This window comes from Nitratireductor sp. PBL-C9 (assembly GCF_050877045.1).
Lineage (GTDB): Bacteria > Pseudomonadota > Alphaproteobacteria > Rhizobiales > Rhizobiaceae > Nitratireductor > Nitratireductor aquimarinus.
The window spans coordinates 205,748-221,324 of the sequence record NZ_JBPAXW010000005.1 but is presented as its reverse complement, the minus strand read 5'-3'; the positions used below and the strand labels follow the sequence as shown (position 1 = coordinate 221,324).

13 protein-coding genes and 1 riboswitch are annotated in these 15,577 nt (G+C 63.7%); of the genes, 3 read left to right on the top strand and 10 right to left on the bottom strand.

Annotated elements, in window-relative coordinates; translation table 11 throughout:
- Positions 1 to 17 precede the first annotated feature (17 nt).
- Both ACRTG1_RS12745 and ACRTG1_RS12740 read right to left on the bottom strand, forming a co-directional pair.
- Positions 18 to 896 carry an HpcH/HpaI aldolase/citrate lyase family protein gene (locus ACRTG1_RS12745; protein ID WP_317087890.1) on the bottom strand — a complete coding sequence of 293 codons (879 nt, stop codon included), beginning with the start codon at positions 894 to 896 and terminating at the stop codon, positions 18 to 20.
- Positions 897 to 898: 2 nt separating this feature from the next.
- Positions 899 to 1,354 (bottom strand): MaoC family dehydratase, encoded by a 456-nt coding sequence (locus tag ACRTG1_RS12740; protein WP_432516333.1) that lies wholly within the window; start codon positions 1,352 to 1,354, stop codon positions 899 to 901.
- Between the two features lie 177 nt (positions 1,355 to 1,531).
- On the opposite strand from ACRTG1_RS12740, the gene ACRTG1_RS12735 reads away from it, so the two are divergent.
- Complete coding sequence (locus tag ACRTG1_RS12735) at positions 1,532 to 2,647, top strand: DUF2336 domain-containing protein (protein WP_432516220.1); 1,116 nt, start codon at positions 1,532 to 1,534, stop codon at positions 2,645 to 2,647.
- A 44-nt stretch (positions 2,648 to 2,691) separates the two neighbouring features.
- Here the strand turns inward: ACRTG1_RS12735 and parE are convergent, their stop codons facing one another.
- The 8 genes from parE to ACRTG1_RS12695 form a co-directional block, all read right to left on the bottom strand.
- On the bottom strand, positions 2,692 to 4,764 hold the full coding sequence (parE, locus tag ACRTG1_RS12730) for a DNA topoisomerase IV subunit B (protein ID WP_206546342.1): 2,073 nt from the start codon (positions 4,762 to 4,764) through the stop codon (positions 2,692 to 2,694).
- Between the two features lie 193 nt (positions 4,765 to 4,957).
- Positions 4,958 to 7,759 (bottom strand): aminomethyl-transferring glycine dehydrogenase, encoded by a 2,802-nt coding sequence (gene gcvP / locus ACRTG1_RS12725; RefSeq protein WP_432516219.1) that lies wholly within the window; start codon positions 7,757 to 7,759, stop codon positions 4,958 to 4,960.
- A 9-nt stretch (positions 7,760 to 7,768) separates the two neighbouring features.
- A complete protein-coding gene (gene gcvH, locus ACRTG1_RS12720; RefSeq protein WP_113155437.1) occupies positions 7,769 to 8,137 on the bottom strand; it encodes a glycine cleavage system protein GcvH in 369 nt (122 codons plus the stop codon).
- A 7-nt stretch (positions 8,138 to 8,144) separates the two neighbouring features.
- Positions 8,145 to 9,248 (bottom strand): glycine cleavage system aminomethyltransferase GcvT, encoded by a 1,104-nt coding sequence (gene gcvT, locus ACRTG1_RS12715; protein ID WP_206548895.1) that lies wholly within the window; start codon positions 9,246 to 9,248, stop codon positions 8,145 to 8,147.
- Between the two features lie 148 nt (positions 9,249 to 9,396).
- Positions 9,397 to 9,495, bottom strand: a riboswitch (glycine riboswitch).
- 125 nt (positions 9,496 to 9,620) lie between these two features.
- Complete coding sequence (locus ACRTG1_RS12710; RefSeq protein WP_113155436.1) at positions 9,621 to 10,004, bottom strand: helix-turn-helix domain-containing protein; 384 nt, start codon at positions 10,002 to 10,004, stop codon at positions 9,621 to 9,623.
- Between the two features lie 221 nt (positions 10,005 to 10,225).
- Positions 10,226 to 11,065 carry an S-formylglutathione hydrolase gene (gene fghA, locus ACRTG1_RS12705; protein ID WP_432516218.1) on the bottom strand — a complete coding sequence of 280 codons (840 nt, stop codon included), beginning with the start codon at positions 11,063 to 11,065 and terminating at the stop codon, positions 10,226 to 10,228.
- Positions 11,066 to 11,069: 4 nt separating this feature from the next.
- Positions 11,070 to 11,534: a YaiI/YqxD family protein gene (locus ACRTG1_RS12700; protein ID WP_204360909.1), complete on the bottom strand. Its 465-nt coding sequence runs from the start codon at positions 11,532 to 11,534 to the stop codon at positions 11,070 to 11,072.
- Positions 11,535 to 11,538: 4 nt separating this feature from the next.
- Positions 11,539 to 12,666, bottom strand: coding sequence for an S-(hydroxymethyl)glutathione dehydrogenase/class III alcohol dehydrogenase (locus ACRTG1_RS12695; RefSeq protein WP_113155433.1), 1,128 nt, complete (start codon positions 12,664 to 12,666; stop codon positions 11,539 to 11,541).
- A 196-nt stretch (positions 12,667 to 12,862) separates the two neighbouring features.
- Here ACRTG1_RS12695 and ACRTG1_RS12690 point away from each other — a divergent pair, with 196 nt between their 5' ends.
- Both ACRTG1_RS12690 and ACRTG1_RS12685 read left to right on the top strand, forming a co-directional pair.
- Positions 12,863 to 14,875, top strand: a complete 2,013-nt coding sequence (locus tag ACRTG1_RS12690; RefSeq protein WP_297560065.1) for an acetyl-CoA carboxylase biotin carboxylase subunit — start codon at positions 12,863 to 12,865, stop codon at positions 14,873 to 14,875.
- A 13-nt stretch (positions 14,876 to 14,888) separates the two neighbouring features.
- The gene (locus ACRTG1_RS12685; protein ID WP_206546337.1) at positions 14,889 to 15,572 is read left to right on the top strand and encodes an HAD hydrolase-like protein; all 684 of its coding nucleotides are present in this window, start codon (positions 14,889 to 14,891) and stop codon (positions 15,570 to 15,572) included.
- Positions 15,573 to 15,577: the final 5 nt, after the last annotated feature.

The window sequence follows — 15,577 nt, the reverse complement described above, 5'->3', positions numbered from 1 at the left end:
CGATGCTTCTCCCCACTCTAGTCTGACGACGCGTCGGCTGCGCGTGCAAGCACGCGTTCGGCAAGCGCCAGGTGCGGGCGGTCATACATCCGCCCGCCAATATTGACCACGCCGGCGTTTCCGGCGGCAGAGAAGGCCTCCACCACGGCGCGGGCCTTCTCCACCTCCTTGGCGGAGGGGGTGAAGGTGGCGTTGATCGGTGCGACCTGCGCCGGGTGGATGGCCATCTTGGCGACGAAGCCATCGCGCGCCGCCAATTGGCAATCCCTTGCAAAAGCCTCTGTATCCGAAAAGTTCGGGAATACCGTGTCGATGGCCGGAACGCCTGCCGCCGCAGCCGCCAGCAGCGTCATGCTGCGGGCGAGCTGAAAGAGCGGCGTATAGCTTCCGTCTTCATGGCGCGCGGCGAGCGCGCCGATATGGGCCGACAGGTCTTCCGCGCCCCAGGTCAGCCCGGCCAACCGGTCGCTCGAATCCCGGTAGCTGGCGGCGTTGAGGACGCCCAGCGCCGTTTCCGTGATGATCGGCAGGATGCGTGTGCTTCCGTCTTCAATGCCGTTTTCTGCTTCGTGCACGCGCAATGCGGCGGCAAGGCGCGCCACATCTGCGCCGCCCTCGGCCTTGGGCAGCATCACGCCATCGGGCCCCGCCTGCATGACGCCGGCGAGGTCGTCTTCCGTCAGGCCGCTCGACAGATCGTTGACCCGTACATAGAGCTGCGCGCCCGTACGGCCGCGCGCGTCCTCCAGGAAAGCGGTGGTGATGCGCCGGCCTTCGGCCTTGCGGTCGGGGCTGACCGAATCTTCCAGATCGATGATCAGCACATCGCTTGCGGAACCAAGCGCCTTTTCAAGCTTGCGCTCGGAATCCCCGGGCACGAATAGAAGCGAACGCATGATCAGGCGTCTATCTTCTTGAGGATCATGGCCTGACGCAGGCAGCGCGCCACCAGCCGGTCATCCTGATTGTAGGCGCGGTGCTCGAATTCGACGATGCCGCGGTCAGGCTTGGATTTGGATTCGCGCACCGATTTGACTTCTGTTTCAACCCGGATCGTGTCGCCGTGGAAGACCGGGTGAGGGAAGCCCGTCTCCGTCATGCCCAGATTGGCGACAGTCGTGCCAAGCGTCGTATCGTGAACGGAGATGCCGATCATCAGCCCCAGCGTGAAGAGCGAGTTGACGAGCGGCTTGCCCCATTCGGTCTTCTCGGCAAAGGCGAAATCGATGTGGAGCGGCTGCGGGTTCAGCGTCATGGTCGAAAACAGCATGTTGTCGCTTTCGGTGACGCTCTTGCGCAGCGTGTGCTGGAACACCTGTCCCGGCTGGAATTCCTCTAGGTAAAGACCGGCCATCGTGTCCTCCGCATCCCGTTTGACCAATGCATCCTCCCTTTCTTGATAGGCGGGCTGCCGGCCCCTCGCAAGCGGGCACTTATGGTAAACGTTTCCTATACGAATTCGCGCTAGGGTCATTCCAGACAGGGCGGGAGCGTGACTTCAGTGCAAGTGGTTCAGCATTTTCTTAAATGGATGGAGACTGCCAGAGTGGTTGACAGAGCAGGGGCTGCCACAGCTCTCGCCAGAGCCTATCTCGACCGGGAACTGCCGTTTGAGGACCGCTACGCGGCCGAGGCCGCGCTGACGGCGCTGCTCGACGATCCCTCATCCAAGGTGCGCGCCGCACTGGCCGAAGCGCTCTCGATGAGCCGGCATGCGCCCATGCAGGTGATCGCCGCTCTTGCCGCCGACCAGCCGGACGTTGCTGCGCCGATCCTGGCGCGCTCGCCGATGCTTTCCGATTCCGACCTTATCGACCGCGTGGGCGACGGCCGCGAAGGGACGCAGCGGCTTGTTGCAGAGCGTCCGCAGCTTGCCATGGGGGTTTCGGCCGCCATTGCAGAGGTGGGATCGCTCGAATCCTGTCTGGCGATGGTCGACAATCCGAGCGCGGAGATCGCCGCAGTGAGCTTTCGCCGCATGATTGAGCGTCATGGCCATGAGCCGCGCATGCGCGTGGCGCTGGCGGCCGATCAGCGTCTTCCTTCCGATTGCCGGCACACGCTTCTCGTGCAGCTTGGCGAAGCCCTGCGCGAAGCGCCGCTGGTTAAGGCGCTGGTGGGTGCGGCGCGGGCCGAGAAGCTGACGCGTGATGCATGCGTGCGCGCCTCGCTCACGCTGATCGAGACGATTGACCCGGATGAGCACGAAGCGCTGGTGGAGCATCTGCGCATGCGTGGTGATCTGACGGCAGGTTTCATCGTGCGCATGGTGGCGCATGGCAAGATCGATTTCTTCGGCCATGTGATGATGGCGCTCACCGGGCAGTCGCACACGCGCATTCGCGGCCTGCTCGTGAACGGACGCGATCTGGCCGTATCGGCGCTTTTGCAGAAGGCGGGGCTTGCAAAGCCGTTTCACCGCCCCCTGATCCGCGCGCTGTCGGTCTGGCGTGACGTGGCGCAGGGGCGGCGGGTGGCCGGTGCGCAGGAGGTTTCCTGGCTGATGATGGAGAGCATTGGCGCGACGCCCGGCCAGTCCGGTCCGGCAGCGGAATCTGCCGAGCTCGCTGGCCTGCTGCGCTCAATCCATCTCGATGCCCTGCGTGAGAACGCACGCCTTCAGGCGCAGGCGATCGCCGCCGCCTGACAGAAGGGCGTCCGCGTCGCCGGCATCAATGCCGGCTTTGCGCGTCAGATATCCAGTTCTTCAGCGAACTCGGCATTGTCCTGAATGAAGCGGAAGCGCGCTTCGGGCTTGGTTCCCATCAGGCTGTCGATGGCGCCCTTGGTGGCTTCCTGACCGTCGAGCACGGTGACGCGCAGCAGCGTGCGCTTGGCCGGGTCCATGGTCGTTTCCTTGAGCTGGCTCGCCATCATCTCGCCCAGACCCTTGAAGCGGCCGATATCGATCTTGCCGCGCCCCGTGAACTCCGTTTCCAGAAGCTCGTCCTTGTGGGCGTCGTCGCGCGCATACATGGTCTTGCCGCCCTGGCTGAGGCGGTAGAGCGGGGGAACAGCCATGTAGAGATGGCCATTCTCGATGAGCTGCGGCATCTCCTGATAGAAGAAGGTGATGAGCAGCGAGGCAATGTGCGCGCCGTCGACGTCGGCATCCGTCATGATGATGACGCGGTCGTAACGCAGATCGTCTTCACGGTATTTCGAGCGCGTGCCGCAGCCGAGCGCCTGTGTGATGTCGGAAATCTGCTGGTTGGCGGCGAGCTTGTTGGAGCCGGCGCTGGCGACGTTGAGGATCTTGCCGCGCAGCGGCAGAACGGCCTGACTGGCGCGGTTGCGCGCCTGCTTGGCGGAGCCGCCAGCCGAGTCGCCCTCGACGATGAAAATTTCAGCACCCGCTGCCGCGCCCATGGTGCAGTCGGCGAGCTTTCCGGGCAGGCGCAGCTTGCGCACGGCGCTCTTGCGGCTGACCTCGCGCTCCTGACGGCGGCGAAGGCGCTCATCGGCGCGCGCCACAACCCATTCAAGCAGTTTGGAGGCTTCCTGCGGGTTTTCTGCAAGCCAGTGGTCGAACGGATCGCGGATCGCGTTTTCGACAATGCGGGTGGCGGCAGCCGTCGCCAGCTTGTCCTTGGTCTGGCCAACGAACTCCGGTTCGCGCACGAACACGGAAAGCATGCCGGCGGCCGAGATCATCACGTCTTCGGAGGTGATGATGGAAGCGCGCTTGTTGCCGGTCAGCTCCGCATAGCCGCGCAGGCCACGCAGGAGCGCGTTGCGGAAACCGCTTTCGTGGGTTCCGCCCTCGGGCGTCGGCACGGTGTTACAATAGGAGTTGAGCATGGCGTCGCCGCCATACCAGGTGATCGCCCATTCCACGGCGCCATGACCGGTGGTCTTTTCGCTGCGGCCGGAGAAAATCTCCTTGGTGACCTGGAACTGCCCGTCGAGCGAAGCGGCCAGATAGTCCTTGAGACCGCCGGGGAAGTGGAAGGTCGCCTTTTCGGGCGTCTCGTCCTTCTCGCCGATCAGGGAAGGGGCGCAAATCCAGCGGATTTCCACGCCGCCGAACAGATAGGCCTTGGAGCGGGCCATCTTGTAGAGCCGCGCGGGCTCGAACTTCGCGCCCTTGCCAAAGATTTCTTCGTCCGGCTTGAAGCGCACCTTGGTGCCGCGCCGGTTGTGCACGTCGCCGAGCTTCTCCAGTCCGCCCTGCGGCAGGCCGCGTGAAAAAGTCTGGCGGAAGAGCTGGCGATTGCGGGCAACCTCCACCTGAAGGAGTTCGGACAGGGCGTTGACCACGGACACGCCAACGCCGTGCAGGCCGCCGGAGGTCTCGTAGACCTTGGAATCGAACTTACCGCCGGCATGCAGCGTCGTCATGATGACTTCGAGCGCCGACTTGTCCTTGAACTTGGGGTGCGGATCGACCGGAATGCCGCGACCGTTATCGGTGACGGAGAGATAGCCTTCCTCGTCGAGTTCCACTTCGATGAAGGTGGCGTGGCCGGCCACCGCCTCATCCATGGAGTTGTCGATGACTTCGGCGAACAGGTGGTGCAGCGCCTTGTCGTCGGTGCCGCCAATATACATGCCGGGACGGCGACGAACGGGCTCCAGACCTTCCAGAACCTCAATGTCGGCCGCACTGTAGCCGTCGCCCGACGGGGCGGGCGATGCAGATGGCGCGGGACGCGCAGCGGGCTTGCGCTGAGGCGCTGCCGGCTCGGGCGTTTTCGCACGTTCCACATTGGCAGGCGTCCCGGCGGCAGGCATTCCGGCGAAGAGGTCGTTGTTGTCGTCCATGAAGCGTGTTGTTTCCTGTCCGCGAATCAGCCCGCAGTTTGCCATGGTTTGCAAGGCAAAGCGAAGCCTGTTCCGGTTCCGTTCGGAGTGTGTGGACGACGCTTTACCAGAAAGCGGGGGCGCGCGCCAAGAGGTGCGCGGCAATTGAGGCGATCATCTCCCCAGCTTGGGGAGATGATCCGTTTCATCGTGGTCAGCTTGCCAGCGCTTCGATGGGCGGGCAGGCGCAGACCAGATTGCGGTCGCCGCCGACATTGTCGACGCGCGAGACGGGCGGCCAGTATTTGGACGCTGCCTCGAGCGAACCTTCGGGGAAGGCGGCTTCGCTGCGGCTATAGGGATGCGTCCAGTCGTCACCCATCAGCTCCATCGCGGTGTGCGGCGCGTTGGCGAGCGGATTGTCATCCTTCGGCCATTCGCCCTTTTCCACCCGCGCAGCTTCTTCGGCGATGGAGATCATCGCCTGGCAGAAGCGGTCGACTTCGCTCTTCGGCTCCGACTCCGTCGGCTCCACCATCAGCGTGCCCGCAACGGGGAAGCTCATGGTCGGGGCGTGGAAGCCATAGTCGATGAGCCGCTTGGCGATGTCGTCGACGGTGATGCCGGCGCGATCCTTGAACACCCGCGTGTCGAGAATGCACTCATGCGCGACACGGTCGTTGCGGCCTTTGTAGAGCACCGGGTAGTGCTCCTTCAGGCTGTGGGCGATGTAATTGGCGTTGAGGATTGCCATTTCCGTCGCCCGCTTGAGGCCGTCGCCGCCCATCATGCGGATATACATCCATGTGATCGGCAGGATCGACGCGCTGCCATAGGGGGCTGCGGCCACCGCATGGCTGCTGCCGAGCGCCACATGCCCCGGCACGAACGGCTTCAGATGCGCCTTGACGCCGATCGGGCCAACGCCCGGTCCGCCGCCGCCATGGGGAATGCAGAAGGTCTTGTGCAGGTTCAGGTGGCAGACATCCGCTCCCAGATCGCCCGGACGGGCAAGCCCGACCATGGCGTTGAGATTGGCGCCGTCGAAATAGACCTGGCCGCCGTGTTCGTGGATCACCGCGCACATGTCGCGCACGCCTTCCTCGAACACGCCGTGGGTCGACGGGTAGGTCAGCATCAGCGCCGCCAGCTTGTCGGCGTGCTCTTCCGCCTTCGCCTTCAGGTCGTCCTGATCGATATTGCCATCTTCCGTGCAGCGCACGACCACCACCCGCATGCCGGCCATGGAGGCGGACGCCGGGTTGGTGCCATGGGCGGAGGAGGGGATGAGGCAGATATCGCGGTCACCTTCGCCGCGCTCGGCGTGATAGCGGCGGATGGCCAGGAGACCGGCATATTCGCCCTGGCTACCGGCATTGGGCTGCAGCGAAACTGCGTCGAAGCCGGTGATTTCCGAGAGCCAGCGGTCCAGATCGTCGATCATGCGACGATAACCCAACGTGTGTTCCGGCGGAGCGAAGGGGTGAAGGCCACCCACTTCCGGCCAGCTCACGGGCATCATCTCGGCAGCAGCGTTGAGCTTCATGGTGCAGGAGCCAAGCGGGATCATGGCGCGGTCGAGCGCAAGATCCTTGTCGGCGAGCCTGCGCAGGAAGCGCATCATTTCCGTTTCCGAGCGGTGAGAGTGGAAATCCGGCTGCGTGAGGAAGCCTTCGCCGCGCGCTGCGGCCGGGGCAAGGCGCGGTGCGCTTTCCGGCACGGTGGCGCCGAACAGGGCTGCCAGTGCGGCCAGATCGTCTTCGGTCGTCGTCTCGTCAAAGGCGACGCTGACGCGGTCCGCGTCGAGAACGCGCACAAGGCGGCCCTCGGCCTCGGCTCCGGCCGCGATCTCCTGCGCCTTGCCGGGAACGGTGACGGTGACCGTGTCGAAGATGACATCGCCTGCAAGCGAAAGGCCGGCAGCCTTGAGGCCCGCATGGAAGCGGGCTGCGCGCTCATGCACCTGCTCGGCAATTGCAGCGAGCCCTTCCGGGCCATGCCAGATGGCAAAGGCTGCGGCCATGTTGGCAAGCAGTGCCTGCGCGGTGCAGATGTTGGAGGTCGCCTTGTCGCGGCGGATGTGCTGCTCGCGGGTCTGCAGCGCCAGACGGTAGCCCGGACGGCCATGCGCATCGACCGACTGGCCGACGAGGCGGCCGGGCATGAGGCGCGTCAGCTTGTCCGATACGGCGCAATAGGCCGCGTGCGGACCGCCAAAGCCCATCGGAACGCCATAACGCTGCATCGAGCCAACGGCGATTTCTGCGCCCAGTGCTGCCGGCGTTTCGCTCAACAGCAGGCCGAGCGGGTCGGCCACCATGATGACGATGGCGCCCTTGTCCTTTGCCTCGGCGATCAGCGCGCCGTGGTCACCATGAACGCCATAGGTGTCGGTCCACGGAACGATGAGGGCGAAGGTGTTGTCGTCGATCGTGTCGCCATCGACCTCGATGCCCAGCGGCTCCGCGCGGGTGACCACCACGTCGCGGGTCTGCGGGTGCAGTTCGCCGGCAATCGCCAGCTTGCTGCGCTTGGAGCGATGATGACGCCAGGCAATGCCCACGGCTTCGGCCACGGCCGAACCTTCGTCCAGCAGCGAGGCGGAGGCGACCGGCAGGCCGGTCAGTTCCGTCACCAGCGTCTGGAAGTGGAACAGAAGCTCAAGGCGGCCCTGGCTGATTTCCGACTGGTAGGGCGTGTAGGCCGTGTACCAGGCAGGGTTTTCAAACAGGTTGCGCTGGATGACCGGCGGAACCTTCACGCCGTGATAGCCGGCGCCGATGAAGCTCTTGAGCACCTTGTTCTGGCGCATGGCTGCGCCGAGCTCTTCGAGCGCCTCGGTCTCGCTGGCTGCCGGCGGCAGGTCGAGCGGACGGTCGAGGCGGATCGAATTCGGCACGGCCTGCGTGATCAGCGTCTCGAGCGACGGAACGCCGAGCGTGGCCAGCATGGCCTTGGTTTCTTCACCGCGCGGGCCGATATGGCGGGCGGCGAAAGGGAGTGTGTTGGCGGACATGGTGTTTCCTCAGGCAATCGACGCCTTGTAGGCGGCTTCGTCCATCAGGCCTTCGAGCTGGCTTTCATCGGAGAGCTTCATCTTCCACAGCCAGCCATCGCCGGTGGGGGCGGAGTTCACGAGGGCCGGGTCGCTTGCAAGCGCTTCGTTGACCTCGGAGATCTCGCCATCGGCAGGCGCGTACACATCGGAAGCGGCCTTCACGGATTCAACCACGACGGCGGTGTCGCCCTTGGAGAGCGTTGCGCCGGTTTCGGGCAGTTCCACGAACACCAGATCGCCGAGCTGTTCCTGAGCGTGATCGGTGATGCCGACGGTTGCGACGCCGTTCTCGACTTTGATCCACTCGTGGTCTTCGGTGAAATAGGTCTGGCTCATCTGGCTGTTATCCTTTTTTGTAGCGCTGCGGCGTGAAGGGCAGGGTATGGACATCAAGTGCGATGCGGTTGCCGCGCACTTCGGTGAAAAGACGGGTGCCGGGTTCGGAAAGCGCCTTGGCGACATAGCCCATCGCCACCGGATGACCGGCGGAGGGGCCAAAACCGCCCGATGTGACGCGGCCGACCTTTTCGCCGGCTTCGTTGATGAGCGGTGCGCCGGCGCGCACCGGCTGGCGGCCTTCCGGCTTCAGGCCGACGCGCTTTTCCTTCGCGCCATCGGCAATGATCTTCTGCAGGGCCTCGGCGCCGATGAACCGGCCTTCGGAGCGCAGCGCCTTCGGCACGGCCCAAAGGATGGCGGCATTGGCCGGATCGGTCGTCTCGTCGAGATCCTGACCATGCAGGCAGAGCCCGGCTTCGAGTCTGAGGCTGTCGCGGGCGGCAAGGCCAACCCACTGGACGCGCTCGTCGTCGAGCAGTTTGCGGGCAAAGCGCTCCGCCTGATCGACCGGCAGCGCCACCTCGAAACCGTCTTCGCCGGTGTAGCCCGAACGGGTGGCGAACCAGCCCTCATGCGGCTCCGTGCCGGTCATGAAGACGAGATCGCTGAGGTCGAGGCCGGCGGCGATCAGGATGGCTTCTGCGTCGGGGCCCTGAAGGGCGAGGAGGACGCGCTCGAGCGCGGTGAAGGAGATGTCGAAATCTGCGGCGATGGCGCGGAGATGCACTTCATCCTTCGCGGCATTGCCGGCATTCGCCACGATCATGTAGCGGTTTTCGCCGAGCCGGGTGACGATCAGGTCGTCGATGATGCCGGCATTCTCGTTGAGAAGGACGGTGTATTTCGACTGGCCTTCCCTGAGCGCCGTCGCATCGAGCGGGCAGGCGCGCGACAGGAAGGCTGCTGCGTCTGCGCCTTCAACCTCGAAGAGCTGCATGTGAGAGATGTCGAACAGTCCGGCGCTTTCGCGCGTGTGGATGTGTTCTTTCATCACGCCGGCGGGATAGGTCAGGGGCATGCGCCAGCCGGCGAATGCGCCAAAACGTGCGCCGGCATCTTCATGCAGCGCTTCCAGCGGCAGATGTTTCAGGGATTCGGTGTTGCTCATCATTCCTCCAGAATCGCACGCATGCCGCGGGAAGCGACATGTTCGTGCCCCTCTGTCGGAAGCCTGAGAGACTCGCGCAGCCGGAACTCTGTCGACCACGCTTACACCTTCGGCGCGGGGATCGCTCCCCGACTTTCCAGAGTGTCTTGACCTGTCTACGGTTCTTTTGCCTGAGAGATTTCGGGCGATTTCCCCTTCGGCGTCCGCCCCGGTTTTCCCCGGTTTGGCTCTCTCCCGCAAACAGGCAGGGCTGCTGCCCTCGACGGCTGGAAACTAGCGCACGCCGTTGTGTTTGTCACCTGTCATAACGCCGGTCGTGGTCGTGGCATCACGCTTTCTGTGCACAATGTCGCATCAGAAGAAATCCGCGCGTCAGCCAGCGCCTTCAGCGCGCGCAAGGTCGGTTTCGATCTGCGCGACAATGCGGTTGGTTTCTTCCTGGAGCCTGCGGATGCGCTTCAGGTTGGCTGCGACGGCGTTGACCAGTTCCGAGCGGCTTTCGTCGGCTGGCGAAACGCCCACGCCGTGCAGCAGCCAGGAGAGGCTGACATTGAGAACGCCGGCGAGCATGGCCAGCCGGTTTGCGCGCGGCTGCGAGCGGTCGCTTTCCCAGGCCTGTATCGTGGCTGCCTTCACGCCGAGGCGACGGGCGAGTTCGGCAACCGAGAGGCCGACGGCGTCGCGCGCCCGGGAGAGGCGGCCGCCCATCGTGTCGCGGTCGGGTGTGTCTGAATAAATATGTGCTGTGTCCTGCACCGGGCAGCACCTCCGTTTTCGATCATCATTGGGTGGCATTCTGAGCTCAATGATCCCGCATTTTAGGGCGGGTTTGCTCCCGAAAGCATGCCGGATGCGACGCGCCGGCACAAGTTTGCGCCGGCGCGTCAATCGTCGTGGAGGTGAAAAGCCGTTTGCCGGCAGAATGTTAGTCGAAGAACATGATGAGATGATTCATCGGCTTCATGTGTTGATTCAGGTCAGCCGGCTGCGAGGCGCTTTGCGTGCCAGGCAAGATGGTCGTCCATGAAGGTCGAGATGAAGAAGTAGGAGTGGTCATAGCCCTCACGCATGTTGAGCGTGAGCGGAATGCCCGCCTTTTTGCAGGCCGCTTCGAACAGCCATGGCCTGAGGCCCTCGTCCAGGAAGCCGTCAGCCGCGCCCTGATCGATCAGGAATTCGGGAAAGCGAGCGCCGTCGGCTACCAGCGCGCAGGCGTCGTTTCCGCGCCACGTGGCTTCGTCCGCTCCCAGAAATTTCTCCAGCGCCGGTTTCGACCAGCCCGCAGTCGAGGGTTCGACGATGGGGGCGAAGGCGGAGCAGCTTTTGAAGCGGTCGGGGTTTTTAAGCGCGATGGTCAGCGCCCCGTGGCCACCCATGGAGTGTCCGAAAATGCCCTGGCGATCCATGTCCGCCGGAAATTTTTCGGCGATCAGCGCCGGCAGTTCCTCTGTGATGTAGGAATACATGCGGTAGTTCTTGGCGAAGGGTTCCTGCGTGGCGTCCACATAGAAGCCTGCGCCCTTGCCGAACTGCCAGTTGTCCGCCTCGTCCGGCACGTCGTCGCCGCGCGGGCTCGTGTCCGGGCAGACCACGATCATGCCGAGTTCAGCGGCCATGCGGCGGTATTCGCCCTTGTCCATGACATTGGCGTGCGTGCAGGTGAGGCCTGACAGATACCACAGGACCGGGCAGGGGCCATCAGCTGCCTGCGGCGGCACGAACACAGCGAAAGTCATGTCGCACTGGCAGGTTTTCGAGGTGTGGCTGTAAACGCCCTGGACGCCGCCATGGGAGCGTGCGGTGGAGACGGTCTTCATGAGGTCAGTCCCTGTTTTCTTTCAAAGCGCGGCGCACGGTGCGGTCGAGCGCCTGCAGGAAGTCGGAGCGGTCGCGTGCGGTGAAACCGGGATTGTATCCCTTGATCTCACCGGATTCGCGCAGATCCTGTTTGAGGTTGCGCATGGCGACCGCCATGCCGATGGTTTCGGGCGTGAACGGGCGGCCGGTGGGGCCGAGCACATGCACGTCCATCTCCACCAGGCGCGCGGCCAGCGGCACGTCCGCCGTGATGGCGATGTCTCCGGCCACGGCATTCTCCACGATCCAGTCATCGGCGGCGTCGGCGGTGCCGGGCACCACCACATGCCGCACCATGGGATCGCGTGAGGGGCGCAGCCCGCCATTGGAGACATAGACGATGACAAGCCCGTGCCGCTCGGCGACACGGGCTGCTTCCGGTTTCACCGGACAGGCGTCTGCATCCACATAGATGGTCGACAAGGTGATGGCCTCAGTAGACCACCACGGAGCGGATGGATTCGCCCGCATGCATGAGGTCGAAGCCCTTGTTGATCTCGTCCAGCGACAGGGTGTGCGTGATCATCGGGTCGATGTCGATCTTGCCCTCCATGTACCAGTCGACGATCTTGGGCACATCCGTGCGGCCGCGTGCGCCGCCAAAGGCGGTGCCTTTCCAGGTGCGTCCGGTGACCAGCTGGAAGGGACGGGTGGAGATTTCCTGACCCGCACCGGCCACGCCGATGATGATGGACTCGCCCCAGCCGCGATGCGCGCTTTCCAGCGCCTGACGCATCACATGGACATTGCCCGTGCAGTCGAACGTGTAGTCCGCGCCGCCGATCTGGTCTGCGCCGCGCTTGGTCATGTTGACGAGATAGGGGACGAGGTCTTCGCCGGCTTCCTTCGGATTGACGAAATGCGTCATGCCGAATTTCTCGCCCCATTCCTTCTTGTCGTTGTTCAGGTCCACGCCGATGATCATGTCGGCGCCGGCAAGCCGGAGGCCCTGGATCACGTTGAGGCCGATGCCGCCGAGGCCGAACACGATGGCCGTCGAGCCGATCTCGACCTTGGCGGTGTTGATGACCGCGCCGACGCCCGTGGTCACGCCGCAGCCGATGTAGCAGATCTTGTCGAAGGGCGCGTCGGGGTTGACCTTGGCGACCGCGATTTCGGGCAGAACGGTGAAGTTCGAGAAGGTCGAGCAGCCCATATAGTGATGCAGCTTCTCGCCGTTGAGGGAGAAACGGCTCGTGCCGTCCGGCATCAGGCCCTGGCCCTGGGTGGAGCGGATGGCGGTGCACAGATTGGTTTTCTGCGACAGGCAGGACGGGCACGCACGGCACTCGGGCGTGTAGAGCGGGATCACGTGATCGCCCTTCTTGAGGCTCGTCACGCCGGGACCGACATCAACGACGACGCCAGCGCCTTCATGGCCGAGAATCGCCGGGAAGATGCCTTCCGGATCTGCGCCGGAGAGGGTGAACTCATCCGTATGGCAGATGCCGGTCGCTTTCACCTCGATCAGCACTTCGCCTTCGCGCGGGCCATCGAGGTCTACCTCCATGATTTCAAGTGGTTTTCCTGCCTGAACGGCAACAGCGGCGCGGGTTTTCATGGACAATTCTCCTGCAAGTCCGGAATCTAAGCCGAAAGTTTCAGGAATTGTTATGTCCCGCAAGCCCGTTCCGGCCATAGGATGACGCAATCTGACAAACCCGCTTCTCATGCGACAATTGTGTGAAACGCTTGAGCGGGGGCAAGCAAAGCCATAAAACAGAAACGACGTCGCTCGTTGGGGGGAAACACCGTTCATGTTCAAGAAGATCCTCGTCGCCAATCGCGGTGAAATCGCCTGCCGGGTCATGAAGACAGCGAGGAGGATGGGCATCGCCACCGTTGCGGTCTATTCCGACGCCGATGCCGACGCGGTGCATGTGGACATGGCCGACGAGGCCGTTCACATCGGACCGCCCGCCGCCAGTCAGAGCTATCTGGTCGCAGACAGGATCATCGCCGCCTGCAAGGAGACCGGCGCAGAGGCCGTGCATCCGGGCTATGGCTTCCTTTCCGAGAATGCAGGGTTCTGCGAGCGACTGGAAGCCGAGGGCATCGTTTTCATCGGCCCCAAGCCGAAGGCCATCAAGGCCATGGGCGACAAGATCACCTCCAAGAAGATTGCCGCCGAGGCCGGAGTCTCGACCGTTCCCGGTTTCATGGGACTGATCGATGATGCCGAACATGCGGTGCGCATCGCGGGTGAAATCGGTTACCCGGTGATGATCAAGGCGTCGGCGGGCGGCGGCGGCAAGGGCATGCGGATTGCCTGGAACGATGACGAGGCGCGCGAAGGGTTCGAGCGCTCGAAATCGGAAGCTGCGTCCTCTTTCGGCGATGATCGCATCTTCATCGAGAAATTCATCGAGGAGCCGCGCCATATCGAGATACAGGTGCTGGCGGACGCGCATGGCGCGTGCCTGCATCTGGGCGAGCGCGAGTGCTCCATCCAGCGCCGCAATCAGAAGGTGGTGGAGGAGGCTCCGTCGCCCTTTCTGGATGCCGAGACGCGCGCGGCCATGGGCGCACAGTCTGTGGCGCTCGCAAAAGCCGTTGATTATCAAAGCGCCGGCACGGTCGAGTTCATCGTCGACAAGAACCGGAATTTCTATTTTCTGGAGATGAACACGCGCCTTCAGGTGGAGCATCCGGTGACCGAGCTTGTCACCGGCATCGACCTGGTGGAGCAGATGCTGCGGGTGGCGGCAGGCGAGGCGCTGTCCTTCGGTCAGGCCGATGTGAAGCTCAATGGCTGGGCCATTGAAAGCCGTATCTATGCCGAAGATCCGGTGCGTAACTTTCTGCCGTCCATCGGCAGGCTCACCCGTTACCGTCCGCCGCAGGAGGGGCGTTTGGGCGATGCCGTCCTGCGCAACGATACGGGCGTGACGGAAGGGTCGGAAATCTCGATGTTCTACGACCCGATGATCGCCAAGCTCTGTACCTGGGCGCCCGAGCGACTTGATGCGATCAACGCGATGAGCGAGGCGCTGGACCGTTTCGTGATCGACGGAATCGAGCACAACATTCCATTCCTCGCAGCTCTGATGAGCCATCCGCGCTGGCGCGAAGGGCGTCTGTCAACCGGCTTCATCGCGGAGGAGTTTCCTGACGGGTTTGCGCCGCCATCGCCCATGGCGGGCGAGCGCACGGTGCTTGCTGCGGTGGCGCTGGCCGTGGAGCTTCTGCGGCGTGATCGTCTCGACCGGCTGACCGGCCGTCTTGCACCGCATTCGGGCGAACTGAAGCGCGACTGGGTGGTGCGGCTCGATGACGATTATCTGTCCGTCAGCCTTGTCGAAGGCATGATCTCGATCCCGCTGGAAATGGACATTCGCATTGGCGATGCCGATCCGGTGACCGTGCGCTCTTCCTGGCGTCCGGGGGAGCCGGTCTGGGAAGGCGATGTCAATGGCCGCACTGTCGCCGTTCAGGTGCGTCCGATCCTCAACGGCGTTCAGGTCGCCTGGCAGGGTGTGGCTGCGAATGCGCGCGTGATGCTGCCACGCATTGCCGAGCTTGACCGCCTGATGCCCGTGCGTGAAGCGCCCGATACGTCGAAAATGCTGCTTTGCCCGATGCCGGGTCTGGTCGTGTCCATCGCGGTCGCCACCGGGCAGGAGGTCAAGGCGGGCGAAATACTCGCCGTTGTCGAGGCGATGAAGATGGAGAATGTCCTGCGCGCCGAGCGTGACGGGATGGTGGCAAAGATCAATGCCGCGCCCGGTGACAGCCTCGCCGTGGATGCGGTCATCATGGAATTCGAATAGGAGCTTTCCAAAAATGGCGCAGATGGAAAAGCGGGCAGCGGTGCTGTTCGATCTCGACGGCACGCTGACGAACCCGTTTGTCGGCATTTCCAGCTGCATCCGCCATGCAATGGAGAAGATGGGGCGCACGGCCCCGGATGACGCCACCATTCGCTCCCATATCGGGCCACCCCTGCAGGTCACCTTCGCCACGTTTCTGGAAACCAGCGACGAAGGGCGCATCTGGGAGGCCGTCGGGCACTATCGCGAACGTTATCAGGACGTCGGAAAGTTCGAGAATGAGCTCATTCCCGGCATCAGGGAGACGCTTTCCCATTGTGTCGATGCAGGGCATTTCCTCTCCGTGGCGACCTCGAAGATGGAAGCCTACAGCAAGGATATCATTGCGCATTTCGATCTCGCGCGCTTCTTCGATGCAGTGCACGGCTCTGCCCCCGATGGGACCAATGCCAACAAGGCGGACCTGATCCGGCACATCATCGCCAGTGAAGGGATCGAGCCCGAAAACACGGTGATGATCGGCGACCGGCTTCACGATGTTGCCGGCGGCAAGGCGAATGGCGTGCCGGCCATTGGCGTTCTCTGGGGATTTGGCGACCGGGCCGAGCTGGCGGAAGCGGGCGCGGTCGGTATCGTGGAAGAGCCGGCAGAGCTGGCCGTCGAAATCGACCGGGTTCTGGCTGCAGAGACGGTCTGACGCGT

What these genes read in the sequence shown, in the direction of transcription:
- ACRTG1_RS12740 (WP_432516333.1), bottom strand. Translation starts at nt 1,354, where the DNA reads ATGGCCGGTCTTTACCTAGAGGAATTCCAGCCGGGACAGGTGTTCCAG.
- ACRTG1_RS12685 (WP_206546337.1), top strand. Translation starts at nt 14,889, where the DNA reads ATGGCGCAGATGGAAAAGCGGGCAGCGGTGCTGTTCGATCTCGACGGC.
- gcvT (WP_206548895.1), bottom strand. Translation starts at nt 9,248, where the DNA reads ATGAGCAACACCGAATCCCTGAAACATCTGCCGCTGGAAGCGCTGCAT.
- ACRTG1_RS12735 (WP_432516220.1), top strand. Translation starts at nt 1,532, where the DNA reads ATGGAGACTGCCAGAGTGGTTGACAGAGCAGGGGCTGCCACAGCTCTC.
- gcvP (WP_432516219.1), bottom strand. Translation starts at nt 7,759, where the DNA reads ATGTCCGCCAACACACTCCCTTTCGCCGCCCGCCATATCGGCCCGCGC.
- fghA (WP_432516218.1), bottom strand. Translation starts at nt 11,065, where the DNA reads ATGAAGACCGTCTCCACCGCACGCTCCCATGGCGGCGTCCAGGGCGTT.
- parE (WP_206546342.1), bottom strand. Translation starts at nt 4,764, where the DNA reads ATGGACGACAACAACGACCTCTTCGCCGGAATGCCTGCCGCCGGGACG.
- gcvH (WP_113155437.1), bottom strand. Translation starts at nt 8,137, where the DNA reads ATGAGCCAGACCTATTTCACCGAAGACCACGAGTGGATCAAAGTCGAG.
- ACRTG1_RS12745 (WP_317087890.1), bottom strand. Translation starts at nt 896, where the DNA reads ATGCGTTCGCTTCTATTCGTGCCCGGGGATTCCGAGCGCAAGCTTGAA.
- ACRTG1_RS12695 (WP_113155433.1), bottom strand. Translation starts at nt 12,666, where the DNA reads ATGAAAACCCGCGCCGCTGTTGCCGTTCAGGCAGGAAAACCACTTGAA.
- ACRTG1_RS12690 (WP_297560065.1), top strand. Translation starts at nt 12,863, where the DNA reads ATGTTCAAGAAGATCCTCGTCGCCAATCGCGGTGAAATCGCCTGCCGG.